23 protein-coding genes are annotated in these 26,651 nt (G+C 69.0%); 14 read left to right on the top strand and 9 right to left on the bottom strand.

The features are described from left to right. Positions 1-222: 222 nt before the first annotated feature. Positions 223-495: a 30S ribosomal protein S15 gene (rpsO, locus tag OXG79_02530; protein ID MCY3782642.1), complete on the bottom strand. Its 273-nt coding sequence runs from the start codon at positions 493-495 to the stop codon at positions 223-225. Between the two features lie 384 nt (positions 496-879). Here rpsO and OXG79_02525 point away from each other — a divergent pair, with 384 nt between their 5' ends. Then, positions 880-3,750: a hypothetical protein gene (locus OXG79_02525; GenBank protein MCY3782641.1), complete on the top strand. Its 2,871-nt coding sequence runs from the start codon at positions 880-882 to the stop codon at positions 3,748-3,750. 115 nt (positions 3,751-3,865) lie between these two features. Here OXG79_02525 and OXG79_02520 read toward each other — a convergent pair whose 3' ends face one another. After that, the gene (locus OXG79_02520; protein ID MCY3782640.1) at positions 3,866-5,749 is read right to left on the bottom strand and encodes a PQQ-dependent sugar dehydrogenase; all 1,884 of its coding nucleotides are present in this window, start codon (positions 5,747-5,749) and stop codon (positions 3,866-3,868) included. A 97-nt stretch (positions 5,750-5,846) separates the two neighbouring features. On the opposite strand from OXG79_02520, the gene OXG79_02515 reads away from it, so the two are divergent. Continuing rightward, positions 5,847-6,536: a DUF3105 domain-containing protein gene (locus OXG79_02515; GenBank protein ID MCY3782639.1), complete on the top strand. Its 690-nt coding sequence runs from the start codon at positions 5,847-5,849 to the stop codon at positions 6,534-6,536. Positions 6,537-6,542: 6 nt separating this feature from the next. On the opposite strand, the gene OXG79_02510 is transcribed toward OXG79_02515, so the two are convergent. Both OXG79_02510 and csrA read right to left on the bottom strand, forming a co-directional pair. Then, a complete protein-coding gene (locus tag OXG79_02510; GenBank protein ID MCY3782638.1) occupies positions 6,543-10,049 on the bottom strand; it encodes a glycosyl hydrolase in 3,507 nt (1,168 codons plus the stop codon). 102 nt (positions 10,050-10,151) lie between these two features. Then, complete coding sequence (gene csrA, locus OXG79_02505) at positions 10,152-10,373, bottom strand: carbon storage regulator CsrA (protein ID MCY3782637.1); 222 nt, start codon at positions 10,371-10,373, stop codon at positions 10,152-10,154. A gap of 188 nt (positions 10,374-10,561) precedes the next feature. Here csrA and OXG79_02500 point away from each other — a divergent pair, with 188 nt between their 5' ends. From OXG79_02500 to OXG79_02485, 4 genes are all read left to right on the top strand, one after another. Next, positions 10,562-11,335 carry a class I SAM-dependent methyltransferase gene (locus OXG79_02500; protein MCY3782636.1) on the top strand — a complete coding sequence of 258 codons (774 nt, stop codon included), beginning with the start codon at positions 10,562-10,564 and terminating at the stop codon, positions 11,333-11,335. 153 nt (positions 11,336-11,488) lie between these two features. Next, complete coding sequence (locus tag OXG79_02495; GenBank protein ID MCY3782635.1) at positions 11,489-13,531, top strand: carboxypeptidase regulatory-like domain-containing protein; 2,043 nt, start codon at positions 11,489-11,491, stop codon at positions 13,529-13,531. Beyond that, a complete protein-coding gene (locus OXG79_02490) occupies positions 13,528-14,610 on the top strand; it encodes a hypothetical protein (protein ID MCY3782634.1) in 1,083 nt (360 codons plus the stop codon). The genes OXG79_02495 and OXG79_02490 overlap by 4 nt, the downstream gene beginning before the upstream one ends. Then, positions 14,607-15,050 carry a hypothetical protein gene (locus OXG79_02485; GenBank protein MCY3782633.1) on the top strand — a complete coding sequence of 148 codons (444 nt, stop codon included), beginning with the start codon at positions 14,607-14,609 and terminating at the stop codon, positions 15,048-15,050. The genes OXG79_02490 and OXG79_02485 overlap by 4 nt, the downstream gene beginning before the upstream one ends. Positions 15,051-15,068: 18 nt before the next feature. On the opposite strand, the gene glnA is transcribed toward OXG79_02485, so the two are convergent. Next, positions 15,069-16,511 carry a type I glutamate--ammonia ligase gene (gene glnA / locus OXG79_02480; protein ID MCY3782632.1) on the bottom strand — a complete coding sequence of 481 codons (1,443 nt, stop codon included), beginning with the start codon at positions 16,509-16,511 and terminating at the stop codon, positions 15,069-15,071. A 243-nt stretch (positions 16,512-16,754) separates the two neighbouring features. On the opposite strand from glnA, the gene OXG79_02475 reads away from it, so the two are divergent. Together OXG79_02475 and OXG79_02470 are read left to right on the top strand one after the other, a co-directional pair. Beyond that, on the top strand, positions 16,755-17,219 hold the full coding sequence (locus OXG79_02475; protein MCY3782631.1) for a hypothetical protein: 465 nt from the start codon (positions 16,755-16,757) through the stop codon (positions 17,217-17,219). Positions 17,220-17,429: 210 nt separating this feature from the next. After that, entirely contained in the window at positions 17,430-17,903 is a 474-nt protein-coding gene (locus tag OXG79_02470) for an SH3 domain-containing protein (GenBank protein MCY3782630.1), read from the top strand. Positions 17,904-17,992: 89 nt separating this feature from the next. On the opposite strand, the gene pabB is transcribed toward OXG79_02470, so the two are convergent. Together pabB and OXG79_02460 are read right to left on the bottom strand one after the other, a co-directional pair. Then, positions 17,993-19,300: an aminodeoxychorismate synthase component I gene (pabB, locus tag OXG79_02465; protein MCY3782629.1), complete on the bottom strand. Its 1,308-nt coding sequence runs from the start codon at positions 19,298-19,300 to the stop codon at positions 17,993-17,995. A 25-nt stretch (positions 19,301-19,325) separates the two neighbouring features. Then, positions 19,326-20,546, bottom strand: a complete 1,221-nt coding sequence (locus tag OXG79_02460; GenBank protein ID MCY3782628.1) for a methyltransferase domain-containing protein — start codon at positions 20,544-20,546, stop codon at positions 19,326-19,328. A 214-nt stretch (positions 20,547-20,760) separates the two neighbouring features. Here OXG79_02460 and OXG79_02455 point away from each other — a divergent pair, with 214 nt between their 5' ends. Genes OXG79_02455 through OXG79_02445 form a run of 3 tightly spaced genes read left to right on the top strand, consistent with a single transcriptional unit; the run spans position 20,761 to position 23,616 of the window. Further along, a complete protein-coding gene (locus tag OXG79_02455) occupies positions 20,761-21,780 on the top strand; it encodes an AIR synthase family protein (protein MCY3782627.1) in 1,020 nt (339 codons plus the stop codon). A 57-nt stretch (positions 21,781-21,837) separates the two neighbouring features. Further along, the gene (locus OXG79_02450; protein ID MCY3782626.1) at positions 21,838-22,896 is read left to right on the top strand and encodes an aminotransferase class I/II-fold pyridoxal phosphate-dependent enzyme; all 1,059 of its coding nucleotides are present in this window, start codon (positions 21,838-21,840) and stop codon (positions 22,894-22,896) included. A 6-nt stretch (positions 22,897-22,902) separates the two neighbouring features. Then, on the top strand, positions 22,903-23,616 hold the full coding sequence (locus tag OXG79_02445; protein ID MCY3782625.1) for a class I SAM-dependent methyltransferase: 714 nt from the start codon (positions 22,903-22,905) through the stop codon (positions 23,614-23,616). Positions 23,617-23,994: 378 nt separating this feature from the next. On the opposite strand, the gene OXG79_02440 is transcribed toward OXG79_02445, so the two are convergent. Together OXG79_02440 and OXG79_02435 are read right to left on the bottom strand one after the other, a co-directional pair. After that, positions 23,995-24,162 (bottom strand): hypothetical protein, encoded by a 168-nt coding sequence (locus OXG79_02440; protein ID MCY3782624.1) that lies wholly within the window; start codon positions 24,160-24,162, stop codon positions 23,995-23,997. A gap of 19 nt (positions 24,163-24,181) precedes the next feature. Further along, positions 24,182-24,466 carry a 4a-hydroxytetrahydrobiopterin dehydratase gene (locus tag OXG79_02435; protein ID MCY3782623.1) on the bottom strand — a complete coding sequence of 95 codons (285 nt, stop codon included), beginning with the start codon at positions 24,464-24,466 and terminating at the stop codon, positions 24,182-24,184. A 271-nt stretch (positions 24,467-24,737) separates the two neighbouring features. On the opposite strand from OXG79_02435, the gene OXG79_02430 reads away from it, so the two are divergent. From OXG79_02430 to OXG79_02420, 3 genes are all read left to right on the top strand, one after another. Next, positions 24,738-24,974, top strand: a complete 237-nt coding sequence (locus OXG79_02430; GenBank protein ID MCY3782622.1) for a hypothetical protein — start codon at positions 24,738-24,740, stop codon at positions 24,972-24,974. 151 nt (positions 24,975-25,125) lie between these two features. Next, complete coding sequence (locus OXG79_02425) at positions 25,126-25,557, top strand: hypothetical protein (protein MCY3782621.1); 432 nt, start codon at positions 25,126-25,128, stop codon at positions 25,555-25,557. Between the two features lie 202 nt (positions 25,558-25,759). Continuing rightward, a complete protein-coding gene (locus OXG79_02420; protein ID MCY3782620.1) occupies positions 25,760-26,539 on the top strand; it encodes a hypothetical protein in 780 nt (259 codons plus the stop codon). The last annotated feature ends 112 nt before the right edge of the window (positions 26,540-26,651 follow it).

The raw sequence follows: 26,651 nt of genomic DNA, 5'->3' as shown, positions 1-26,651 counted from the left end.
TCGCACGTCTCCCGGGCGGGCCGGCGGAACAAGCGAAGAAAGGAGGGGGCAACCGGAGTTGCCGGCTCGTTTCTTAGCTCGTCCGCGAAATTCGACCCGCCGAACTATGCCGAAGCGAAGTACATGCGGCCCGTCGGTGCAGCTTCGGCGATGAACCGGGGGCCAAGGACCATGAGAAGAGGGTTTCCGACGCGGTGTGCCGTGGGCAACCAGAGCCGCCGACTATTGGCGCACTCGCAAACCAAGGGTGGTGATCACCTCGCGATAGGTTTCGGGCTGGGTGCGCCGCAGGTATTTCAGCAAGCGGCCTCGCCGCCCCACCATGCGCAGCAGCCCATAGCGTGTGTGCTTGTCGCCGCGGTGCTGCTTCAGGTGCTCGGTGAGTTCTTCGATCCGCGCGCTCAGCAGGGCAATCTGCACCGGCGCCGAGCCCGTGTCGTCGCTGTGCAGACGCAGCGCGGCGACCTGCTCGCGTTTGGGCGAAACGAAACCCACGGTGGCTCCAGGAGGATTACGGGCGCTCAACACTGGCGCTCGCATCGAGGATCGGAGCGGAACTGATCCGCTCATGACTCGCCCGAGTGTACCGCACGTTCAGCGCCCGAAAAGATCCGGCGGTGGGCGACATCGAGTCCGCCATTCCCGCGAAGGCGGAATCCAACCCCGCAGGTCAAGCGACGAATCGAGGTTACCCGCTGCCGCCGGGCAACCATACGGCGCTCCGATGTCAAGGTCGACCACAACCTAAGGCCTGCGGCGCCGAGCCTGTGCACCCGATAGTCCGCATACCTGGCTGCTCGCACCCCCCTAGTATGTTGCGAATGCCGAGCTCGGCGCCTTGCGCGGCGGGCGTCGAGGCAGGACACGGAGCACGCTGCATTGACGATTGACCCTGGGGTAGTTCCCGGCCTGTTGCTGCTGGTTGCCGAACTCGCCGCGCTCGCCGCTGTCGGCTACGTCATCGTCCGCGCCGTGCTGCGGCAGGACGACGAACGCATGGCCCTGGCGCAGGGCTTGGTCGTCGGCCCCGCGCTGTGGGGCCTGATCGTCAATGTCGTGCTCAACGTCGTTCCGGGATTGGCGGGTGCGGCCATTGGTTGGGGCGTCATGCTTGCGCTGGGCGCGGTACTTGTCTGGCGTGAGCCCCTTCCAATCCGTCCGCGGCCTCGCCTGGTGGCCGGATTCGCCGTCGTCTTCCTGGTGACCCTCTGGGCAGCGCTGGCCAGCCGCCAGCTCTTGACAATCCAGGACTGGTCCATCCATCTGGGATTGGCGGCTTCGATCCGGGCAGGCGCGTTCCCACCGGAATTGCCCTGGAATCCAGGCATGCCGGTGCGCTACCACCACGCGCCTGCGCTGTTGGTCGGACTTCTGGCCCCGCCGATTGGCCCTGATCGGGCCTTCGTTTCGGAGTTGGTCGACGTCTACTCCTGGGCGAGCTTCACGCTGGTTATGGCAGTGGCGGTGCTGCGGCGCGGATCGTGGCCTGCCATGCTCCTGGTCGCGCCCTTGCTGCTCACGTATGGGGCCTGGACGGAAGGCCGGGTGGGCCATGGCCTTCTGGAATTCCCGGTTCCGACGGGATTGCCGGCGGCGGGGTTGCGCGCCTCAATGGCCGATATCTACTGGCCGTCAGTTGTGCTGTCCCAAGGCGTCCATCCCTGGGAGAGGGTCTTGCCGGACATCTGGAAGCCCGCCTTCACACTGGGATACGCGCTGGCGTTTGTGGTGCTGGAGCGCGCCGTCCGCTCCGAACGCCGGTCGTGGTCGGCCGCCATGACGCTCGCGGGATTGGTCGGATTCATCGGCCTCCTGGCAACGACGCTAGCTCCGGCGGTACTCGCCCTGTGGACTGGATTGGAAGCCGTGCGCGTGGCGCGATCTCGACGCGACGGATCAGCGCTCGCGCGGCGCCCCGGTCCAGCACACGGCTGGTTCATTTGGGTGGCTCGACGTTTCACCTCGGGAGAGGTGGTCAGAAGCGGTGCCGGGCTGGCGCTCGCGGCGCTGTTGCTCCTTGGCGGTGGCGGCGTGCTCACGGGGTTTCTAGGCGGTCCGGCGTCCGGCTTGTCGATCGCCACAAGTCTCCGCGCGGAGCATTGGACCTTGCTTGGCGCGTTCGACCAGCGGCCCGGCGGTGTCGCTCTGCTGGGCGTGGGCCCTGTGGTTGTGGCAGGTGTCGCTACGGTATTGGCGAGGCGCGACCGATTGGTGCTGGCGCTTGCGGTGGCCGCCGGCGTGTGTGCGCTGGCCTATCTGGGGCTGTATCACGCGCCGGCGCCGCATGACTTGGGCCGTGTGGCGGGGCACGCCCGCAATCTAGCCATGATGGCGCTGCTGCTTGCGCTGAGTACCCGCCTGGCGCAATTGCGACCCCGCTGGCGCTACGCCGGCGGCGCCCTACTCGTGGGACTGATCGCCTGGCCCACGCTCGTGGCGCCCGCGCGTTATCTCGGCCTTGCGGTGGGAAATGGCATTCAACTGGCGAATGCTGCCGCTCTCCACCACGAGTCCAGCCAACCGGGCAGGCCAGAGATCGCGCGGCGCTATCGACTACCCGCCATCTCGGAGCATTTGGCGACCTATATTCAGGACCACACGCCAGTCAACGCGCGCGTGCTCGCCACGCCGCCTTCCAGCGCCGGCGTCTTCCTCAACACGGGACGCCCCGAGGCGGCGGGATTTGTGGGGCAAATCCACCTGCAGCGCGTCTTCGGCCCGGAGTATCTCGACGCCGTGCACTTTCTGGAACCGCAGGCGTTCCGTCGGCTTGGCCTCCAATACATCCATGCGACGGACGCGTGGCAGGCCGCCCTACCCGAACGGGCTGCGCGTTGGCTCAACGATCCACGCTTGTTCGAACTTCTGGCGCGCGATGAGGAAGAAGCGCTGTACCGCGTGCGCCCGGCCTTCCCGGCGATCGACGCCGCGCCGAACCCCGCGTCGTTCGAGGCGCTGCGAGCATTGCCGCCATTTCTGACGGCCTACCTGCACCCGTCAACCTCATGGTTCGCCAGGATCCGTATTGCCGCGGTGCTACCCGATGCCCGGCTGGTGGGATCGCTCGACATTGGGCGCCTGCATCTGCGGACGCCCCTATGGCCGATAGAGCCGGAGGGTGAGCAACTGCCAGACCTTGTGGTAGTGCCTGCGAATGTCGATCCCTGGATGTTCCCCGATGAGTGGCGCCCAATCTGGCGAAACGACGATGCTGCAATCTATGCGCCACAAAGGACGGTGGTGCCGAACATGACGCTGCCGGACCATGAGTCGCCTCCGGTCAGCGTCCAGGTCACCGATGCCCGCCTCGACCAGAGTCGCGTAACCTTCACCGCCAGCTACGGCGAGCGGGCGCCGGAACGCTGGACGAGCCAGGACTGGATACTGGTTCGGCTTCTCGAATCGCCGTTGGGCATCCCCGTCGCGTTTCTTCCCGACGAGCGCGGACCGGCGTTCGCAAAGTGGATTGACGGGCTGCTGGCGTCGGGCTCTGCAGCGACCACCCACCGCTACCAGCTCGACGTTGCGACGTCCAGCCTTGCCGTGCGTAGCGATAGTGGAGCATTCGTGCCGCTGCCGGCGTCGGACGGCGACCTCGGGCCCGGCGCGTGGGCGCTGGTCATCCGCCTGCGGCATGAATACGAGCCCGGATCTTGGCGGGAGGCTGCCTTCATCCCAGTGCTGCGCCTTCAGGTGGCCGACGACGGCGAGGTGGCGTTCGAGGTCTATGGGGACGCGCGCGGAGCCTGAGGTCGTCGCCGACACGACCGGCAGCCCGTGTCCTCCAGGGGCCGATGCACGCTCTCGCGGTCAGGGCATCGGGTCTCGGCCCGACGGCGATCCGGCCGCCGGGTGACCCGCCGTGCTACCGCAACACCGACGGCGCCAGGCCGCGGCGGCGCAGCCGATAGATCGTGCGGCCCACGTGATCGGCGATGTAGAGGTCGCCGTGGGGGCCCACCACCACGTCCGTGGGCCGCGTCAGCGAGCTGACAAACGGCCGCACCTGCGCTGTGTAGGTGTCGCCCTGTCGCCGCAGCCGCGCGCGCAGGATGTTGTGCGCAAACGAGCTGCGCCCCCCCGCCGGTCCCCACATGGCGATCAACACGTTTCCATCGAACTCGCCCGCCTGCGGCCCGGTGAAGAAGGTCAAGCCCGCGGCCGCGCCGTGGGCCGCCAGATTCGCCACCGGTCCGCGGGTCCCCGAGTCCGGCGGCGGCGTGCCCCAGAATCGCGCGTGCCCATAGTCCGCGCCTTCGATCACGTGGTTGAGCTCGTCGGGCGGGTCGTCGTTGCGTCGCACCCGGGTGTCCGGCCCGTTGTCGGTGCAAAACAGCTCCCCGTCCGGGCTGAACGCCAAGCCAAACGGGTTCCGCAGCCCGGTGGCGAACTTCTCGAGTCCCGTCCCATCCAACCGCGACCGCAAGATCGAGGCCGACAGCGGACGCTCGCGAATCTCGCCCGAATTCGTCGTGCTCCCCAGCGTCATGTACAGCAGACCGTCCGGCCCGATGGCGATGCCGTTGTTGCGATGGAACGGCACCTTCGTATCCAGTTCCAGGCCGGTGACCACGTCCGCCGACTCGTCGGCGGCCCCCGAGCCGGAAGCGTCCCGCAGCCGAATGATCTTCTCCTCGACGGAGACATAGACGTGGTCGCCCACGAACGCCAGCCCCCGCGGATCCTTGACGCCGTCACCCGAGGCAAAGGTGCGGATCGCGTCGGCCCGCCCATTGCCGGTTGAATCGCGCATGGTCACGATCTGGTCATTCGAGAATGCGACGAAGAGCCGGCCGTCCGGCGCGAAGCGAAGCACCGCCGGGAAACCGAGGCGCCGCGTGTCAGCGAATTCTGAAAGCTCGAAGCCCGGCGGGGCGATGGGCGATCCACTCTGAATCAGGCCCGCGGGCCGCTCGGTGCGCTCCAGGCGCATGCGCCGTCCCGGTGCGAGCGGGGGCCTGGCGTCGAAGCTCTGCACCAGCGTCCAGGTGTAGTTCGTGTAGGCCGTGTCGCGCGCGACATCGCCCACCAACGCAAGACTCGCGGCGCCGGGCGTCTGCGGGTGAACCTCCATCACGCCGGCCTCGAAATACTGCCGCACGAAGTCCGCCGCCAACCCCGGAATGATCGGGGCGGGGTCATCCTCAGTTTCCAGGCGCGCGGCCGTCAGCGGCGCGCCGAGGCTCAGCTCGCCGCCAACGGCGTCGTAGAGCTCCAGAAATCCCGTGCGCGTCCCGTCGACCGCTTGGTTCGACACCACGTGCCCATAGGGCCCGACCGCACGGCCGGCGTGCGGGTTCGTGAGCGATGACTCGCTGGGAATGTCGGCAATCGCCGCCGCGCCCTCGCCGTCACCCAGCACGGTCCACAGGTCGCGCCACTGCATCACCACTCCATCGCCGGTCAGGCGGCTTTCCAACACGCCTCGCTGGAAGTACTGACACAGCACGCCGTTCTCGACGATCGGTTCGCTGATGGCCAGCCCCGCCCGCCGCAGCCCGCCCGTGCGGAAGTAGTGACCCAGGAAGTCGACCAGGTGATGCCCACCTGCCGCCGTCACCGTGAGCGTCGCGATGTTGTGACCCAGCTCCGGCTCGTACCGCAGGGAAACGACGCGCGCGTCGCCGGTGGGTTCGAGGCCGCGGACGCGCGGCCAGCCCAGCGTCAGCCCGGCGGCCGCCAGCGCGCCTGCCGCCAGCAGGCGGCGTCGTGGCAGGCGTCGCGTTGCTGGGCGGGTGGTGGGCGTCACGCGGGGCGATCGAGTCGGGCTCAAAACCTGGTTATGCTACAAGAGGTCCGCGGACGCGAGTATCGCGGACGGCATAAAGCAGCAGCACACTTCCCCCATGGCAAGACGCAGGCGCCGCCGCGCATCGGACTCACGGGCTGACGAACTTGCCCGTGGCGGTAGGCCGGCCGATGCTCCGGCAGCCGACGACGCACCCGCCAAATCCGACGAAAAGCCCAAGCGGCAACGCCGCGGCCAGCAGTCGGGCTCACAGCCGCGCTCCGGCTTGGGCCGCGGATTCTGGCTCTACTTTGCCTTCATGATGGCCGTGCTCATTCCGCTCAACCTGTTCTGCCTCAGCAATCTGGATCAAGGCCCGGGTGACGTGCAGGAGATACAGGAATCGCCGCTCGTCGACAGCGGCGGGCCTCGCGAGGCCTACGCCACCGATCCGCCGACCTCCGGCGCGCGGGCGCTTCAGCCCGCCGCCTTTGGGTTCCACGCCTCGACCATTGCCGACGAGGTCCAGGTCGCCAACCTGTGCGCGGGCCACGTGATTGTCCACTTCAACCCGTCTGGGGGCGCCGCGCTGGAGGCCGAGATGAACCGCGTGGCGCGCGAGCTGGAAGGCTACGACGTGATCGTGCACCCCGACGCCGGCTTGGGCGACTCCGAAGTGGTGCTCACGGCCCTTTTGGTCATGCAGCGGCTGGACGCCTACGACAAGGCCGAGGTCTACAACTTCGTCCGTGGGTATTCCGGCAGCCGCCCCGCACCCGAGCTCTGTCCGGGAGGCGGCGGGGCCTAGCGGCGGCTAGGGCGACAGCTCCAGCTGCACCGGCCCCAACAGGCCGGACACCAGCCGCTCCGGCTCAATGTTGCCCTCGTGCCAATAGCGGTGCCAGGGATCGCCCATGCGCGTTTCGTCGCGCCGCCAGCGCATCTCGTTCGCGGCCAGATTGCTCACGCGGACCCGCACCGTGTTCGATCCGGCGTTCACCGCGCCGGTGAGGTCAAAGCGGTAAGGCGGCCACACGCGTGACCCGAGCGATCGGTTGTTCACGATCACTTCGGCGTGGTGGCGCACGTCCCCAAGATCCAGCACAACCGTGCCCGCAGCCTCCGCCTTGGAGAGTTCGACGCTTTGCTCGTAGACCGCTGAGCCCGAGTACCACCCATAGCCCAGCTCGCCCCACGGCGCCAAGCTGATCGTGGTTGGGCGCATGAACAACGCCAGCGGCGCCAGCACCCCATTGGAAAAGTCCGTCGCGTGGACCTCCACGCTCAGCACGCCGCCGGTCGTGATGTTGTAGACGCCGTTGATATCCGGCGTCCGTTCCCGCACGTCGACGTAGACCTTGTGCACGCCCTTGATATAGGGAATGCCGATGCCCACGCAGCCCGTCGGCAGCCGTTGGCGATACATCAGCGTGCGGGGGAACTGCACGGGCTCGCCCAGCAGCACAATGTGGCCCCACGGCTGCACGGGCGGTCCCCCGCGCTCCCACGTCACGGTCGGCACGTCGCGGGCGAATGCGGTGCCGGTCCACATCTCCGAGCGCGGTGCCTGCACGTCCCACGACGCGTCGGACACCACGACCAGCGACTCCCCGGAGCGCAGATCGATCTGCGCCTCGAACAGCAGCGATAGCGGCGTGCCGGAGGTGCTGGCGATGTCCGCCACGATCGTGTTCTGGCCCAGCCGCAGGTAGGGCATGATGTTGTAGGTCACCGGGTTGGACCAGTCGTCGGACTCGCCCAGCGCCGTGCCGTTCATGTAGACCGTGGCTTTTTCGACGCCCACAAACGTGGCCCAGGCCTTGATCGGCGGGTCGGTGATCGTCAGCGACTTGGTGAACCGCAGCCGGTCGTGGGCCTCGCTATCCGGCCGAACCACCCAGCCCTCCGGCTGTCGCACGCCGGTGATCCACGAGGCGCGCCAGTTGCCCACGGCATTGGCGTCGGCTGTGGTGAGCCACAGCTCGCGCCACGTCGAGTCGTCATAGGCCGGGTCCCGCAGCCGTTCGAGACGACCCGCGCCAAGCGCGAAGTCCTGGAACCGCATCACGGGCAGCTCGGTGCGGCGCACCGTGCCCTGGCCGGTAGGCACGCCGGTCTCCAGCGCAAACTGCCACTCGCAGCCCAGATCCCTCGGCTTCGCGCGCGGCGCCCGGCGGCTCGACGACGCGCGGGCGGGCTTGGTGTCGGCGTCGAAGACCACGGCGCGCGCGGCGTGTCCCGGAATGACGAACTCCGCCGTGCGCCGCGTGCGCGCGCCGGTGGTGGTGAGCGACTGGTGCGAGCCGCTTTCCGGGTCCCACAGTTCGGCGGCGCCCCGGGCGCGACTCTTTACGGCGACCTTCTGCTCCTCGGGCGTTTCGTTGACGACCACCACCACCTCGCCGCCGTCGAGCCGGCGGGCCGCGAGCGCGACGCCGTCCGTGTCCGAGGCCAGGCTGGTGGCGGTCGTCAGGCGCGCCGTCAGGCGATCCAGCCAGTCCGCCGCGTCTTCCTTGAGCGTGAATATGCGGCCTTTGCCCATGCGGCTGCCCCGCTTGGTCGATGCTCCGGCCGGGGTCAGCGGCTTCACCAGGCGCAGCAGCTCCTCGTCGCTCGCGCCGGCCTCCGAGCTGGCGCTCGGAACTTCGCCGCTCCAGATCAGCCGCCCGCCGGCCCTCACAAAGTCGGCTAGACGCGCCGCCACGGCACGTTCCATCACCGGCATGGGCGGAATGATCAACGCCGTCACGGCCACACGGCCCTGGCGCAGCGACCCACCGTCAAGCTCGCCGCCGAGGACGAACGCGGTGTCAACGACATTCACGTCGACGCGGCGCGTATACAGCCCGTCCACCAGCGATTCAAAGGCCGCGCCGATTGCCCGCGCGCGCGCATTGGGCCGGCCATCGGCCGTGTTTGCCCACACGCTGGTCAAGGGCGCCAGCACGCCGACGGTCGTGGCCGCGTGACTCTGGCGCACCAACGCGCTGAGACGCGCAGCATACGACGTGACCTCGCCGAACTGGCGCCAATACGGGTTTTGGGTGAAGAACGTGTTGGGCCAATCGTCGGCCGCGACCGCGCGGTCCATGCTGTAGTGGAAGCTTTGGATCACCGGCAGGTCGGCGCCGATCACCGCCATGCGGCTCAGCCCCCGCCGCACGTCGTCCAGGGTCACGCTCCACCCGGCGCCGCCGAACGCGCGGACCGCAACCCGCGGGCGCTCCGCCAGCGCGGCGACCGATACCGCAGGCTTGATCTCGGCCGGTTGCACCGTGCGCGGGCGGGCGTTGCGGAAGCCGTGCATGTCACTGGCCGGCAATGGCACCGCGCGCATGGTGCGAAAGTAGTCGCCCTGGCGCGCCGGATGCGCCGCGATGTGCTCCTCCGTGTGTCCCATCCATGAGTAGCCGCGCGCCTGGCACCACGCCGCCAGCTGCTCGAACCAGCACTCCGTGTAGCGCGAGGCCAGCACGTCGTAGAAGTCGCAGCGCAGCCGGGTGGTCGCCGGACCGGCGCGCACGATCAACTGCGGCAGCAGCGGCGGCAAGGCATAGCCCTTGCGCGCGGCGAATTGCTCGGGCAGGTCATCGGTCCATGGAATGGGTCGGCTGGCCAGCTGCGGCGAATCGAACGCGAATCCGGCGATCGCGTCGCCCAATCGCTCGGCGTAGGGCGCGTAGGCGGCTTCGATGAAGCGCGCCACTGTTGCGGGGCGCAGGTAGTCGATTCGATCGTCGACGGGAGCTACGGCGAAGCTGAAGATCTGCCACTCGCCGTCCGGGCATTCCCACGTGGGGGCGTCCGGAATCTCGATGAGGCTCTCGGGGTCTAGGCCCTGCGCGGCATCCACCCGGCCCGCCACGCGCACCAGTGGCTCGCCCTCGGGGTAGCGGCCTTCGAGCGACACTTCGGCTGGGCCCGCGACCGCAAGCACGCTCCGGACCAGGGCCTTGCCTTGGTTCTCCGGGCCGGACGCGAGCACCTGAGACGGCGTCTGACCGTCGGCCTCGCCGGGATCGCCCGCCGCCCCGCTCGGCGACCGGTAGTCGTCGCCGATCCAGACCGACAACCCGGCCTTGGCGGCGGCTCCCACCGCGTACTCGATGGTGTCCCACCAGCGATCGCCGAGGTACGGCGTGCGCAGCCCCCGGCTGGCGCGAATCACCACGCCGCCTATCCCCTTGTCGGCCAACTGGCGAATCTGCCGCCCGATTCGCGCCTCGTGCAGCTCGCCATTCCAGAGCCATAGCGCCAGAGGCCGGTCGTCCATGGCCGGCGTTTGGAAGCTCGCGCGCAGCTGGTCGAGCGCGTCGCTCATGCGCAACGCTCCGCGCGCTCGCGGTGCACGCGCGGTGCACGCCTGGTGCGACGGAACACGATCCGGAGGGAAGAAGAGCGAGTCAACGGGCGCGGATCTGCGTCAAGCGTCGCGTTCGGTCGTCGCAGACGGCGACTCCGCCGGCGGTACGGCGGCACGATGATTGTCGCGGGCTTGCTGCAGCAACTCCTGCCGCACGATCGGCACGTCACGGGGAGCGTTGATGCCAATCTTCACGCGGTCGCCAAGAATTTCCAGCACGGTTACCTCGATGGCGTCGTCCACGACGATCGTCTCGGTGGCTTTACGGGAGAGAACGAGCACCGGCCTCCATGCCTTTCTGCGCCGGCTGCGAGCGGAAGTCGTCGCGCCTGGCCGCGCCCTGGTGAACTGCCACACTGCGTGACAGCCGTCGTTGGGGAGGAATGCACGCGTCGTGCGGCTTGTTCATTTTATCACAAGCGGCCCGGTCGAGGGACGCTTTGCCGCCTAGCACGGCAGCTGGCGCTCTCATGCGTTCCTCCTGCGGCCCGAGCCCTGGCGACGGCGACTACTCCGCCTGGATGCTGGCGCCCGTCGATCCGCACGCGGTCTATGCGGCGCTCGACGCCGGCTGCGGCAACGGGACGCGGACCGCGGCGCTGCGTCGGCGGCTGGCGCCCCACGCGCTGGTAACCGCCGTTGATCTCGACCGTGATGCCGTACGCGCCACCGGGTCGTTTACCGGAGTCGATGCAGCCCGGGCCGACATTTCGCGCCTGCCGCACCCCGGCGGATCGTTTGATCTGGTTGTGGCGGGTCACGTGCTCTACTACCCGAGTGATCTCACCCCCTGGCTGCGGGAGATCCGCCGCGTGCTGTCGCGGAGCGGCATGCTGCTCGCCGCCACCAACAGCGCCCGGTCCGGTCGTCGCCTCCTGGACCTGCACGCGGACGCCTGCCGCAGCGCCGGCCAGGAGGCCATGGCCGCGCGCGCCCTCGCCCCCACCGCGCGCCAGCGCTTCACGCTCGAGAACGGCGCCGACCAACTGCGCCGCGTCTTCGCCGATGTGTCGGTGCGCTGGCGGGATGACCCGCTGGTGTTCGACTCCGTGGCGCAGGCGCTTGCGGTCTACCGCGCCGGACTCTTCGCGCGCGGCGCACCGGATCGGATGCCGCCTGCCGATCGCGAACGACTGGCGGACGTCCTCGCGCCCCACATGCGCGCCGGCCTCACGGCCGCGGCGGATGCGCACGGGCGAATCGTCATACCCCGCCGCAGCGGCTGCTTCACCGCGCGCGGCTAGCCGCCGGGTGGGCCGGCGGCCGGCGGCTTACAATTCCGCGCATCCCCGGTTGGCTTACCGGATCCTCGCGGACGCTGCACGTCAGGCATCTGGGCGGAGGCCGCGAGGATGGCGACGCCCGGTCAGGTAGGCCGCCGGGCCCGGAGTTCGTGTATGCCCACCGGTCGCGCCGTCACCATCGCCGCCGTTCTGGCGTCCATCGCGCTGCTGCCGGTCATCATCATTCTGGCGCTCGGTCTCTACGGCTCGGCGGTTACCGGCGACTTCCCGCTCGTCGACCAGAGTGGGCCGGCGATGCGTGTCGAGCCGGAAAGCGGGCCTCCGGGCAGCGAGCTGACCATCCGCGGCAGCCGCTGGGAGGAGGGCACCCTGGTGCGACTGGAGATGGTCGTGCAGGTCGCGCGGCCGCAGATCACCTTTGGCGGGGAAATCGAGACCGTCGAGCAGCCGTTGCCGGGCGTCTATGTGGGCGAGGTCGTCGTCTCTCGCGCCGGGACCTTCACCATCGAGACCCAGCTGCCGACCACCGTGCCGCTGCTGCCGGGCACGCAGATCGAGTTCCTCGGCTCCGCGGCCTATCGCGGCGGCGAGCCGGCCGGCGAGGGCCGCACGACCTTCCTGGTTGAGCCCGCTCCCGGCCAGCTCGATGTTGAGGTGCTGGCCGATGCCTCGCGCGCTCCGCTGCCGGGGACCCTCGTTGAGGTTCGCGGCCTGCAGGGTCAGCTGGTGGCCGCCGGCCATACCGGCACCGACGGCTTTGCTCGCTTCGTGGGCTTGGCCTCCGATGTGGCCTATCAGGTCACGGCGCGCGCCGCCGGCTACGAAACGCTGCGTGCGCCGTTGGTCGAGGCCGGCGTAGAAACGCCGGGCGAAGTGACGTTTGTGCTCCCGGCCGCCGCGCCGGGCTCCGTGTTCGTCGGCGGCGTCCCCAGACGCGGCGAGGCGGAGTCTGGGAACCTGGCCGTCATCGATCTCCCGTCGCTGGCGCCCGTGCGGGACGCGGAAATCAACGCCGCCGGCGCGGCGTGGGCGCTGGCAGCCGATCCCGCGCGCGGCCGCCTCTATGTCGCCGACGAGTTGGCCACCGAGATTCGCGTGTTCAATGTGCGAACCGGTCGCATCGCCGCGCCGATTCCCCTGGCGTTCAGTCTCCGGGTCGAGGTGCGCGATGAGGACGACCGGCCTCCCGCCAGCGCCGTGGTCCACTTGCTGTGGAGCGTTCGCGGGAGCGAAGTCCTGGTGCGGGCGCGCGAAACCGACGCGTCGGGCGTCGTGGTGTTCGACGATCTGATCGCCGGCAGCTCCTACGTGGTGAGCGCGATGACGGCGAGTGCCGAAAGCCTCGGTCGCACGGCGGAGGCCGCGGGGCCCATCACGGTCCACCAGTCGCCGAATCCCGTCACGATCGAACCGCACGAAACCGCGCACGCTACCGTCACCCTCGATTCGGACTTCGCGCAGATGTTCTATGGCGGCGAGCCGCAGTTGCTGGCGGGCAACGATCGGGCCCCGGCCACCAGCCTTGTCGTGGCCGACATGGCCGTTGACCCAGTCTCCGGGCTGCTCTACGTGACCGGGTCCGACCTCGACCGTGGGCACCTCTTCGTCATCGATCCCGACGAGCGGCGCATCGTGCACGACTGGCGGGTGCGGGCCGGCGTCGGCGACGTGGTGCCGCGAGGCGACGGAGAGTCCGTCTACATTGCCAATCGCGCATTCTCGACCGTGGCCCTGGTGGACGTCGCCACCGGCGAGGAGCGAGAGTCCGTCAACGTGCCGTCGTGGCCGGAGGCCATCACCGTGGACAGGGCCGGCAATGTGTTCGTCGCCAGCCTTCGCGACGGCAGCGTGACCCGGCTCGACGCCGACACCTTGGAGATTTCGGCGGCGCGCGACCTCGAGGAAGGCGTACATCGGCTGGCGCTGCTGCCGGACGAATCGGCCCTGCTCGTCGCCAACATGTGGGCCGACACCATCACGGCGTTGGACCCAACTGACCTGGGCATTGCGTTCCTGTTGCCCGTGGCGGGAAACCCCCACGCGCTGGCGGTGGATGTCGGCCGCCGCACGCTGGTCGTCGGCACCGGCGACGGCGGCACCGTGAGCATCTTTAATACCGACACCTTTGACCTCGCCCAGCAGGTGGAGCTGGGCATTCGCATCCGGGACATCGCCACCGTGCCCGTTCCGGCATGAGCCCCTGGGGCCTCCTGGGCCACGAGCGGGCCGTGCGGGCGTTTCAGGGCGCCCACTGTGCCGGCCGCCTGGGACATGCCTACCTCATCACGGGCGTGCCCGGCTGCGGCCGGCGGACCTTCGCCGCGCGCATGGCGCAGGCGCTGCGCTGCGCGCAGCCCGAGCGGCCGTGCCAGACGTGCCGCCTGTGTCGCGCCGTGGGGCCCGACGCTCCCTTCTGGCACGCGGCGGTTCGGCGGGACCATCCCGACGAAGTGGACGATCCCCGTCCGCCGCGCGACCGGCGAGACGCCGGCTACGTCCACACTGCCTACCTCGACGTGCACGTGTTGCGCCGTCGCGATGGGTTTCGCGACATCCCAATCCGTGGCGTGCGCGAGCTTGCCGCCGAGACTCACCTCAAGCCGGCGCACGGCCCGGCGCGCGTCGCCATCATCGACGCTGCCGAAGAGATGAGCGTTCCCGCGGCCAATGCCCTGCTGAAGACGCTCGAAGAGCCGGCGCCGCATGCGGTGATCATCCTGATCGCCCAGCAAGCCACCGGCGTGCTGCCAACTCTGAGGTCCCGCTGCCATCACATCGCCCTGGGGCCCGTGCCGGCGGCCCTGATCGCCGCGCACCTGGTTGGCGCAGGCGGGCTCGATGCCGAGACCGCCGAGGCCATTGCCGCCGCGGCGCGTGGACGCGCCGGCTGGGCGATCGGCATGGCGCGCGACGCGAGTCGCTGGCGGGAATTCGATGAGCGCCAGGCCAAGGCCGAAGCGTTCGAGCGCGCGACGCCCTCCGAGCGTTTCATGGCGGTGGATGACCTGCTGGGCCGCGGTCGGCCCCTCGAGCAAGCGGAGCGCGCCTACGGGTGGTTGGGGCACATCGGCCGGGCGCAGGCGTCGGAACTCCGCGCCGCCTTGCGCGCCGCCGCAAGCGACGCGCCGGCCGAGACGCGAGCGGCGCTCCGCTCCGTGGTGGCGCGCATGCTGCGGGCCCGCGCCGCCCAGGTCCACATCCAGCACAACGTCACCCCCAAGCTGGTGTTCGAGGACCTCGCGCTCCGACCAGCCGCCGACGGCCCGCCGCGGTGACGGACGGTCCGTCGCCGCCGATTCGCCATGTCATCGGAGTCCGCCTGCGCCACAACGGCCCCCTGCTATGGCTCGACCCCGGCGACCTTCGGCCAGAGGCCGGGCAGCGGGTCGTGATTGCCGCCGAGGACGGTGAGCGCACGGTGCGCGTCGCCGTGGGACCGACGGCGGCTCCCCCGGGAGCCGCCATTTCGACCCTTCGCGTGCTCAGGCCCGCGGCAGCCGCCGCCAATGCACCCGACGACCTCGCCGGCGCGCACGTGGACGCGGTCGACCCGCCGCCGCGGCATGCGCCGCCGCCCGTCAGCACCAGGCGCATGGCGCGGCTCGTCAACCGGCTCCTTGCCGCGCGGCGACAGTCTGCCAACGACTCCCAGGCCCTGGTCGATCTGGGCCAGGCGTTCCCGGACGACGATGCGGAGGATTCAGCGGGCGGCTAAACCGCCCACTGCGAGCGCCTACACGTCGTAGTAGAGCATGAACTCGTACGGGTGCGGCCGCAGGTTCACCTCGTCCGCTTCGACGGTGCGCTTGTAGTCCAGCCAGGTGTCGATCAGGTCCTGCGTGAACACGCCGCCTTCGCGCAGAAACGCGTTGTCGGCTTCCAGCGCGTCCAGCACCTCGTAGAGCGACCCGGGCACCGACTGCACCATCGCCGCCTCCTCGGGCTCCAGGTCGTACAGGTCGAGGTCCACCGGATCCGGCGGCTCGATCTGGTTGCGAATGCCGTCCAGGCCGGCCATCAGCATGGCTGCGAAGGCGAGGTACGGGTTCGCGCTCGGGTCCGGCGGGCGAAACTCGACGCGCCGCGCGGCCGGGCTCGGTGAGTAGGCCGGGATGCGCACGCACGCGCTGCGATTGCGCTGGGAGTACACCAGGTTCACCGGCGCCTCGAACCCCGGCACCAGCCGCCGGTAGGAGTTCGTGGTTGGCGCGCAGAAGGCCAGCAGCGCCGGGGCGTGCCGCAGCAGCCCGCCGATGTAGTGACGGGCCGTCTCGCTCAGCAGCGCGTAGCCGTCCGCGTCATAGAACAGGTTGGCTCCGCCCTTCCACAGGCTCTGGTGCACGTGCATCCCTGAGCCGTTGTCGCCGAAGATCGGCTTAGGCATGAACGTCACGGTATAGCCGTGCTGGCGCGCCACGTTCTTGATGATGTACTTGAAGAGCATCATCTGGTCGGCCGTCTTGGTCAGCGGGCCGTAGCGGATGTCGATCTCGGCCTGGCCGGCGGTGGCCACCTCGTGGTGATGCAGCTCGACATCGATGCCCACGTTCATCAGCTCCAGCGTGATCCGCGAGCGCAGGTCCTGCAGCTTGTCGTTGGGCGGGACGGGGAAATAGCCCCGCTTGTGCAGCGGGCGGTGCCCCAGGTTCGGCGCGTGGACGTCGTCCGCGCCCGAGTTCCAAATGCCCTCCTCGGAGTCGATGAAGAAGAAGGCCGCGTTGGCGCTTTGGTCGAATCGGACGCTGTTGAGGATGAAGAACTCGGCTTCCGGACCCCAATAGCTCACGTCCGCGATGCCGCTGTCGATGAGGTGCCGCTCGGCCTTCTGCGCCACGTGCCGGGGATCGCGCGAGTACGGCTCGCCGGTCACCGGGTCCTGGATGTTGCCCGTGAGCACCAGCGTGGGCACTTCCAGCGTGGGGTCCACGAACGCCGTCGTGGGGTCGGGCATCACCAGCATGTCGCTTTCATGGATCTGCTGGAATCCCCGCACGCTCGATCCGTCGAATCCGAGCCCTTCGGTGAACACGTCCTCATCCAGCTTGTCCAGCGGAATGGAGAAGTGCTGCCACGTGCCCGGAATATCGGTGAAGCGAACGTCCACGATGCGGCAGTCGGCGTCCCGCGCTTTGCGAAGCGCCGCCTGGATCAGATCGGCTTGTGAGGCGTCTGCCATTTCGACTTGTCCTCCCTGGCCGGGCGCCCCGCGCTCGACCAAACAAAAAACGCCCAGCAGCGGCAGCGCTGCATGGGCGCGATCCCGCCCGCGGCACCAGCTTTGGCACCGTGCGGACACCGTCCTTCGACGGCCATGGATTGTAGGCGGCGGGGCGCCGCTTCTGCAACGGCGCGTCGGCCCACCAGTCCCTTTGACCAACGATGGGCCACGACGCACGCTGGGGCGCAGGAGGTGGCGCGTATGACAGAAACAGGCAAGGCAACCGTCGGCAACGTCGCGCGAGGTGTATCCGGGCTGGCCACGGTGGGCGTGCTGGTGGCCACCGTCGTTGTGCTGCTGCTCGGCGCCTTCGGCGTCGTCGACATGGAAGGCGTGGTCGTCGAGGGCACGGCGCTCGCCTACGTGGTGGGCGTTGGAACCTTCGCCATGAGTCCGCTGGTTGCGGTCGGCCTGGTCGCCGTCAGCCTCTTCAACGCCGTCGGCGTCGTTGCCATCGGCGCGGGTTCGGCCAGCGGCATCATCGCCATCAGCGGGGGTGACGCGCAGGGCGTCATCGCCATCAGCGCCGGCGGACGCGCCAACGGCATGCTCATCGGCATCGGCGACGAGGCGCGCGGCGCATTGGCCATCGCCTATTCAGGCCGAACCGCCAAGGCCTTCGGCAACTGGCCTCCCTGGCCGGGCGCCGAGGCCGAGACCGACTAAGGCCGGCGCCGATTAGGGCAGACACAAAGGCTGTCCCTACATCGAACCGTCCGGCCGTCTAGGGGCTCGGTGGCCCGCGCTGCGTGCAGCGTGGGACCGGTCGCGGCTGAATCTCCCAGGCGGCCCGCCGCCTGGGCCACCGAATCAGGCCCGCTGCCGGCCGTGCGCTAGGGTTAGCCGGCACGTTCGGCCGAGAGGTGGCGAAGCGGCGTGGAGCGCTGGGCAGGCTGGCTGCGGGGCCATCTCGGAGTGGCCCTGGGCGTCGTCGGCACGCTGGCGGTGCCGGTGGTGGGCATCATCGTGCTGCGGTTCCTCTTCGCCGGCCCGCCGATCGACCTGTCGGCGGTAGCCGTGTCGCCCGCGGTCAGCGCCCCGGTCGTGCCGCGGCCAGCCGTCGCGCCTCCGGAAGGCGCGCCAACCGTGATGCCGCTGGTCACGCCCACGCCCACCCCAACCCCGACGCCCGCCGTGACGCCCACCCCAACGCCGAGTCTCATCCGTCGAGTCAATGCCGAGGACGGCCTCAACGTCCGGGTCCAGCCTTCCGTCCGGGAGGCGGTCGTTCGCGTGCTGCTCTTCCAGACCGAGGTGCGGCTCACCGGCCGACAGCGAACCTCGGATGGACTCATCTGGGTCGAGTTGGAGCCCGACGGCTGGGTGCAGGCGCGCTATCTCGACCCCTAACGGGCACTCGCTCCCGAAGGATGAAGGAAGTCGATCGGACGTAGGGGCGGGTTTCTAACCCGCCCGTCATGCGTAACTGGCGGCGGCGCTTACTCCTGAGTCCCAAGCGCGGCCAGGATCCCGCGCGCCTTGTCGGACGTCTCGTCGAACTCGAGATCCGGATCTGAATCCGCCACGATCCCCGCGCCCACGTCCAGGCTGGCGCGCCCGTCCGCCAGCTGCAGCGTCCGAATGGCCACGCTGGCGGTCAGTGCGCCGTCGAACCCGAGCCGGAACACGCTCCCGCAGTAGACCCCGCGACGCTCCGGTTCCAGCTCGTCGATGATTTCGATGGCGCGCAGCTTCGGTGCGCCGGTTACCGAGCCGCTCGGCGCGCACGCGCGGAGCAGGTCGACCGACGTCGTCCCGTCGGCCAGCTCGCCTCGAATCACCGACACCAGCTGCCAGACCGTCGGGTGCGGCTCCACCGACCACAGGATCGGCGCCCGCACGCTTCCCGGCGTGCACACGCGCCCGAAGTCGTTGCGCATCACGTCCACGATCATCACGTTCTCGGCGCGGTCCTTGGCGCTGACGCGCAACGCACGGGCCCGGCGCCGATCTTCCGCCGGATCCCGGCTCCGAGGTCGGGTTCCCTTGATGGGACGCGCCACCGCCCGCCGGCCGTTGCTGCGGATGAAGAGCTCAGGCGAGGCGCTCACGATGTCGACCGGCCCCGCTCGAATGAGCGCGCCGAACGGCGCCGGGTGCCGATCGACGAGCTGTCGATACACGTCGAGGCTCGATGCCTGGCACTGAAGCGTCAGGCGGCGCGCCAGGTTGACCTGGTAGCAATCGCCCGCCGCGATGTAGTCCAGGACTCGTCGCACGCGGTGGCCGTAGGCCGCGCGGTCCAAATTCGTGGTGACCCCGGACGCGCGCACCTCCCGCGGTCTGGCGGGCGGCGTCGCGAGCCGCGCGCGGGCCTCGTCCACGAGCTGCCGCGGATCTCGCCCGCCGTGGTTCGTGGCCGTCACCCATCCCTCGCCGGTGGCTTCGTCCCGCGCGATCACCCGGTCGTAGATTCCGGCCCAGAGATAGCCCGCGGGCGCCGGCGCGGGCAGCACGCGCAGCGTCTCCAGGGCGAATACCGCGTCGTAGGCCAGGTAGCCGATGGCCCCGCCGCTGAACGGCGCCGGCCAGTCCGGGTGACGGTCGTCGGGTCCACGCAGGGCTGTGAGCCCGGCGAAGCCGTCGCCGGCGTCCGCATCCCACCAGATGCATCGCGCCGGATCGGCCGCCAGATAGGTCCAACGTCCGTTGGCGCCCGGGCCACCGTCGAGCACGGCCAGGTGCGGCAAGTCGGCGAAGTTCGACGCGCAGTCCCGCAGCGGAGGGACGGCGCCGACGGCCGCCATCCGCCACGTCGAGGTTTCGGGCGCCCTAGCGCGGCGTGTCGTAGCTAGCAATCAGGTCGTAGTAGGGCTTGCGGACCAGGTATTCGCCGGGTCCCAGTCGCTCGGGCCCCGGGGAGGGCACCGCGGTCAGCTGCAGGGCCTCGACGGGCGGCCGGCCGCGTTTGGCCCATTCATCGATCGACGCGGCCAGGCGCGTGTAGGCGCCGTCGCCGCCGTAAACCACCACGCCCGCCGTGCCCCACCCGTCGCTGGAGGTCATGATGATCGCCAGCGACTCGGATTGGCGGTCCAGCAGCGCAATGCCGCGCACCCGGCCGTCGCCGGCTTCGGTCACAAACGCATCGCCGTTCGTCAGCAGCACGTAGGCCGCCGCTCCCCAGGCAATGGGCACCTCGTCCCGCACCTGGCGCTTCTGACGAAACACCCGCGTCAGCACACCGGCGGGAAACTCGTCCGGCGATTCCCACACGAACCGCAGCTTGGGCCGCACCGGCAATCGAAAAACGGCGCTCGCGGCCGCGGCGGACCCGCGCAGCGACAGGAAGCTGCACGCGCGCATCGATTCGGCAACCAGGCGCGTCCCGTGCTTGCGGAACGCCGGCGTGAGGAATGACAGCCCCTTGACGTCGACGGGACCCACCAGCAACCCGCCGTCGACCAGCTGTTCGGTCCACGAGGGCGATATGACCGGCGTCGCCGCGCTCAGCTCGATCCGGTCGTACGGGGCCCTTTCCGCGGCGCCGTCGAAACCGTCGCCGGTGTGGACGTTCACGGCCCCGTAGCCGACGCTTCGCAGCGCCTCGTGGGCCCGCCGGGTGAGGTCCTCGTCGATGTCCACGGTGGTCACCTGGCCGTTCGGTCCGACCAACTCCGCCAGCAGCGCGGCGTTGTAGCCGGTGCCGGTGCCGATCTCCAGCACGCGCATGCCCTCGCCGACCTGCAACTGCTCCAGCATCACCACGATCGCGGAAGGCTGGGAGAGGGTGCTCAGCAACTCGTCGTCCGCATACTTCACCGGCACCACCGTGTCCTGGTAGGAATGTTCCAGGCTGGCTTCCGGCACGAACACGTGCCGCGGCACCGCTCGGAGCGCGGCGATGATGCGGGGATCGCGTAACGTGGCCTCATGCGACAGCTTCTGAACCAGCGCCTCGCGAAGGCGTGCGCTCTTGCGGGTGTCGTGCGCCGGCGCCGCGGGCTCCTCCGCCATGGCGCCCCCCGCGCCGGTTCGTTGGGCATCGCGCATGGGCTCCCCCTGTCGAATCCTAGCGCCCACGCCGGTCGGCCGGGAATCGGAAGTGGATGTCAGCGGGCCCGACACTCCCGCGAATCGAGAGCTTTGCGTAAAGGTCCGTCATTCCCGCGGAGGCGGGAATCCACCCTCCAGCCAACCACGGGGTGCGCGGAGTTCTCGCAGGCATCTTTCGACCGAACGGGTTCCGCGAAGTGATCCGTCACCCGTGAACCTCCTCGCCGGCAAGCTCCCTCCCGACCTGCTCCGGCAATTCCTGCGCGGGGTACCGGCCCCGCCGCCCGACGTGGTCCTCGGCGCGGCCATTGGAGAAGACGCCGCCGTGCTCGACCTGGGCGGCGACGAGCTCCTGGTCGCCGCCTCCGACCCGATCACCTTCGGCAGCGCCCAGCTCGCCCGCGATTTGCTCGCCGTCAACGAAAACGACCTCGTCACCACGGGCGCGCGTCCGCGCTGGCTGGTGACCACGCTGCTGCTGCCGGAAGGCATTGACGCGGACGGCGCCCGCCGGCTTCTGGACGACCTGGCCCAGGCGGCCAGGGCGCACGACGTGGCGCTGGTCGGCGGGCACACGGAGATCACGGTGGGCTTGGACCGGCCCCTGGCCATTGGATGCCTGCTTGGCACCGTGCCACGCGACGGCGTCGTGCGGACCTCGGGCGCGCGCGTCGGCGACGTGGTGATCCTCACCGGCGGAATCGCCATCGAGGGCACCGCCATCCTCGCCGAGGATCACGCGCCGGCGCTCCGGGCGCGTGGTATGGCGCCGGATGTGATCGCCGCTGCCGCCCGCTTGCGCGACGAACCGGGTATCTCGGTGCGCCGGGCGGCCGAAGTGCTGCTCCAAGAGCGTGCGGCCGTGCACGCCATGCACGACCCGACGGAGGGCGGCGTGGTCATGGCGTTGCACGAGCTGGCGGAGGCCGCGCAGGTGGGGCTGTCAATCGACCCTGACGCCATTCCCATCTACCCCGAGTGCCGGGCCGTCTGCGACGCTCTGGGCGTTGACCCGCTCGGACTTATCGCGTCCGGCGCCCTCCTGGCCGCGGTCGATTCCGCCGCCGCCGGTCACGCACTCGCCAGGCTCCAGAACGCGGGCATCGAAGCGGCGCGGATCGGGTGGATCGTGGACCGCGACGCCGGAACGACATTCACGTCAGACGATGCCGCTGATCCCCTGCCCACGTTCGCCCGCGATGAGCTGGCGCGCTACCTGGAATCGGTCTAGCTCCCCGCGAGCTACGATCAGCGTCGCCGAGCCCCGGCGCCGCATAGGCGAGGACCGATGACCCGGAAACCCGTCGAGCTGCGCAGCGACACCATGACGCTGCCCACCGATTCCATGCGCCGGGCCATGGCCGAAGCCGTGGTGGGCGACGACGTGTCCGGCGAGGACCCCACGGTCAACCGGCTCGAGGCATACGTCGCCGAGCTGTTCGACAAGCCGGCCGCGCTCTTCGTCACCAGCGGCACCCAGGGCAACGCCTGCGCCCTGATTACCCACTGCCGCCCACGCGACGACGTGATCGCCGAAGAACGCGCCCACCTGGTGATGTGGGAAGTCGGCGGCTGGGCCTCGTTGGCGGGTGTCACCATGACCACCGTGCACGCCCCGCGCGGCGTGCTCACCGCCGAGCTCATCGAGTCGGCCGTCAAGCCGCGGGACGTGCACCTGGCCACGACGCGCCTGGTCTGCGTCGAGAACACCCACAACGGCGCGGGGGGCGTCTACATCACCCCCGAGAACATGGCCGAGATCGGCCGCGCCGCTCGCGCGCACGGCCTGCTGGTCCACGTGGACGGCGCGCGCATCTTCAATGCCGCGGCGGCGCTCGGCACGCCGGTCAGCGACCTCACCAGGGAGGCCGACAGCGTGCAGTTCTGCCTTTCCAAGGGGCTCGGCGCGCCTGTCGGATCCGTCCTGGTCGGCTCCGAGGCCTTCATCCATGAGGCTCGGCGCGTCCGCAAGATGCTGGGCGGCGGCATGCGGCAGGCGGGCGTGATCGCGGCGGCGGGCCTCGTCGCCCTCGAGGAGACCCCGCCCAAGCTCCCGCAGGACCACGCCAACGCGCGACTCTTGGCCGAGATCGTGAGCAATGCGCCCGGCCTCACGGTCGAGCTGGACGACCTCGAAACCAACATCGTCTTCTTCGACGTGGACCCGGTCATGGCGACGGCGGTCGAGTTCGCCCAACGCGCCGAGGCTCGCGGCGTTCGCCTGATAGGTTTCGAGGGCACCCCGAGCGTTCGCGCCGTCACGCATCACCAGGTCAGCGAGGCCGACGTGCGCTACGCAGCCGACGTAATCTGCGACGTGGCGGCTGAGCTGGCGACTGGGCGCTAGTCCGAGATGCCCTCCCGCGATGTCGCGCAGGTCGAGGCCGAGACGCGCGACTACTACCGCGCCCGCGCCGATGAGTTCGAGGACTGGTATCGGCGTCGCGGCAGCTACCAGCACAGCCCCGAGGCCGACGCCGCGTGGCATCGCGAGGTCGGCGAGATGGAGCGATTCATCGAGCCGCTCCAGAACTCCTCGGTCCTGGAAGTGGCCGCGGGCACCGGCTGGTGGACCCGGCGCCTGGCGCCCCGCAATCGCGTGATCGCCACCGACTACGCCCCCGAGATGATCGCCTGCGCGCGACGCCTCGCCGGTCCCTCGGACGCCGTCGAGCGCTGCCGGGCCGACGCCTATCGCCTACCGGTCGCCGAGGGCGCCGTCGATGCCTGCTTCTTCGGCTTCTGGCTCAGCCACGTGCCGGTGAGCCGGGCCGTCGAGTTCATGCGCGAGGCGCGGCGCGTGGTGCGGCCGGGCGGTGAGCTCTGGCTGCTCGATTCGGCCCAAAGCCGCACCAGCGGCCATCAAGGCCAGCGAGTGGTGGGGCCGAGGGTCCAGCAGCAGCGCCGCAACCTCAAGGACGGCAGCGCCTACGACATCTGGAAGATCTATTGGTCGCCGATCGACCTGCGGTTTCTGTTCGGCCTGGTCTGCGACCGGGTCGAGGTCGCCACCACCGACCAGTACTTCGTCATGGCCCGCGGCCGCGTGGCCGGAGGCGCGCGCTAGGAATCCTAGTCTCGGTCCCTCCCCCTTCCTGTCATTCCGAGCCGCAGGCGAGGAATCCAAGGGGCGGGGAAGAGGCACGGCGCCTCAGGCTGCTTGGACTCCGTATCAGAGCCGGAAAAACGACCAATGTGGGCACGCGCCGTAGGCGCCGCACCCGGTCGCTACACCTTGGAGTCGGGGGTTTTTATACACGTTCGGCGTTTAACTTCGACTCCGAACGAAATGGGACGCTCCGTATACCTGCCGCCAGACCGGACCCTTAGCAGGTGTTGCGCTTCGTTTGTAAATCGAGCGAGTCCAGCCTGGTCGAACCAGAAGGCGCGCCGTACTCCTGGAGTAGGGGCGGTTCGCGAACCGCCCGTGCCGCGCAGGCGTTGCCTAAGGGGCCTTCCCATCGCCGGACGATTCCGCCGTCGGCGTCGCCACGAGCGGCGCGGGTCCCTGGCCGCCCCAGGTGGATTGCTCATCGCCCACGGACATCCCGCACGCGGCCAGCGGCGTCAGCGCCAGCGTGATGGCGAGACACGCGGCGACGAGCCACGGCATCGAGACGACCGGCTCCGGCCTATCCCGCTGCGGCCTGCTCGATCTCCTCCAGCAGTGCAAAGTCCTTCTCCGTCACCCCGCCCGCATCGTGCGTGACCAGCGTGAAGGTAATCCGGCGATAGTTGATGAACATGTCCGGATGATGGTCGGCGGCCTCGGCCGGACCGGCCACGTCGGTGACCAGCCGCACCACGTCCATGAACCCGGGCAACTCGAACTTCTTCACCAGCGCGCCGTCCCGATACGCCCATCCCGGATGGTCGAGGAGCCGCTGCGCAATCTCGGCGTCGGCAATCACCGCCATGTGCCTTCTCCCGGCAAGTCTCGGCTCCCCAGTGTCGCCGCCCTGGGAATCCCCGCCAAGCCGCAGGGCCGATTGCGGGTCACGATGGCCGCGTCCGTGACACATCGTGTGCCATTTCCGCGCCCCCTCGGTCATTCCCGCGGAGGCGGGAATCCACCCCCAACTCGCCTAGGAACGAACCGAACGCACGGCGCTTGGCGCCTGCGCCGGGCAGATGCGAGCCTGCTAATGTGCACGCAGCGCGCGTGTTTTCGAGAGGGTTCGCCGAGCCATGACCACATCCGTCAATGGGCGGCCCGATTGGCTGCCGGATGAGTACGAGCACGTGCAAGTGACGCGTGAGGAGATTCGGGAGGAGTTGGACAAAGAAGCCCAGCGCCTCTTGAAGCTGACCGGCGACGAGTTTCTCGCGATCTACCGGGATCCACCGGAGCAATACCACGGCGATCCGGTGTTTCGCTCGCTGACCTATCTCGCATATCTCCTTGCCGAACCGAGCGAGACCTAGCACCCAGCGGGCCGCCGGAGACTTCCTGCTTCGCATCCGCGAGGTCTACAGGCTTGTCGCAGCGGCTGAACTCGGCCATGCGTGGCCGGGTGGCTCCGGGGTGCTGGTCGTTGGCTACCGAGTGGCGCGGCCCCCCTATCTCGGCCGGCCAGTGCCACTCAGCAACGGGATGTATCTGAACGTGCAGATGGCGCTCCAAGTGACCCGAAACCCCACGCGACTTGAAACGACGGCCGCCACGTTCACCTACCAAGCTGGCGCCGACCTAGACGACCCGCGCCCGGTCTTCGAATACCACTATGAGCGAAACTCACAGTCGGGCTATCCACGCTGTCACTTGCATGTGCACGCCGCACCGGCGGGCTACGCACTCGGAAAGCCGTTCCCGCGGCTGCATCTCCCGACGCGGCGGATCACGCTGGAACAGGTCGTCTGGCACTTGATCCAGGAGCACGGCGTTGAGCCCCGCCGACCCGACTGGCACGAGGTGCTGTGGCGGAATGAGAGGTGGTTCCGTGACCTCCAGTCAAATAGGACCTGGCCGTACGACCGGCCGTTCGATTCACTAGCGGGAATGCCCTAGTTGAGGCTCGCTCCATTCAACCGAAGTACGGAAATCCTCGAACCGGCCAGCATCGCTTGCGCCACAACCCACCTACGGAAGATGCTATGCTCTACTCGCGGCCGGCAGTTTGTATGGTAATATTCTCCGGTAATTGCAACTACGTTTCCCGACCGTATATACTCCCGGTGCCGCAGGCACCATACCGTACGGAGGCAGTAAAATGGCCGACAGGGCAGTAGACAAGAAAGAGACGGGGGCCGGAGCGCGGCAGGCAGCGGCGCCGCGAGGCCAATTCCCGGCTTTCGACCTCGACTCGTCAATCAGGGTCGCAGAAGCCATTCGCAATGAGGGGGGTGGTCGGACAAACCGAGATCACCTCGCGTCGTTCCTCCTCTACAAGTCGAGTAAGAGCGGGACGTTCAATATGCGTCTTGCGGCCGCGCGTCTCTTTGGGGTCATTGAGGGGCGTGGCAATGACCTCTCCACAACGCCGCTCGGCGAACGTGTCGTAGCTCCCACGTACCCACAAGACGCGAAAGCTGCCCGCGTTGAGGCATTCCTGAACATTCCTATATTTCGCAAGGTTTACGAGCAATTCAAGGGCATGCAGCTACCGCCCGACTCTGGGATGCAGAACCATCTACGGAATGAGCACGGCATTCCCGATGCACAGACGCAGAAGGTTCTTCGAATCCTGATGGATTCGGCCGAACAGGCTCACTTCTTCGAGGCCCGAGGCGGTCGCTCGCACCTCATCAGGCCGTTGATTCAGGACGACGAAGATCCGCCAGACATCGGAGGGCAAGACAACCACGAGGACGCTGATGAGGCGAGTGAGAGTCCGCCAACCTCGGAGGCACCGTCGCCGCCGAGTTCAGTTGAGCAGGTTCGGTTGGAATACGTTCGCAAGCTCATCGGCCAAGTCGGCTCGCCCGATCATGAGCAGGATGCACTTATGGACCGCATTGAGCGGCTCCTGGAAAAGGAGGCAGGGCACTAAGCAAGACCGGAGGTCGCGGCAACGACCTCCGGTCTAAATCGCTTCATGGGGGGCGGAGTGGTCCCGAGCGCGGGTTGGTACCGAGGCTTGCGGGGTTCGATACCCCGGCCCT

The sequence above is a fragment of the Chloroflexota bacterium genome (assembly GCA_026706485.1).
Taxonomy (GTDB): domain Bacteria; phylum Chloroflexota; class UBA11872; order UBA11872; family UBA11872; genus JAJECS01.
Note: the sequence above shows the minus strand (reverse complement) of the source record. Positions and strands in the feature narration are given on the sequence as shown.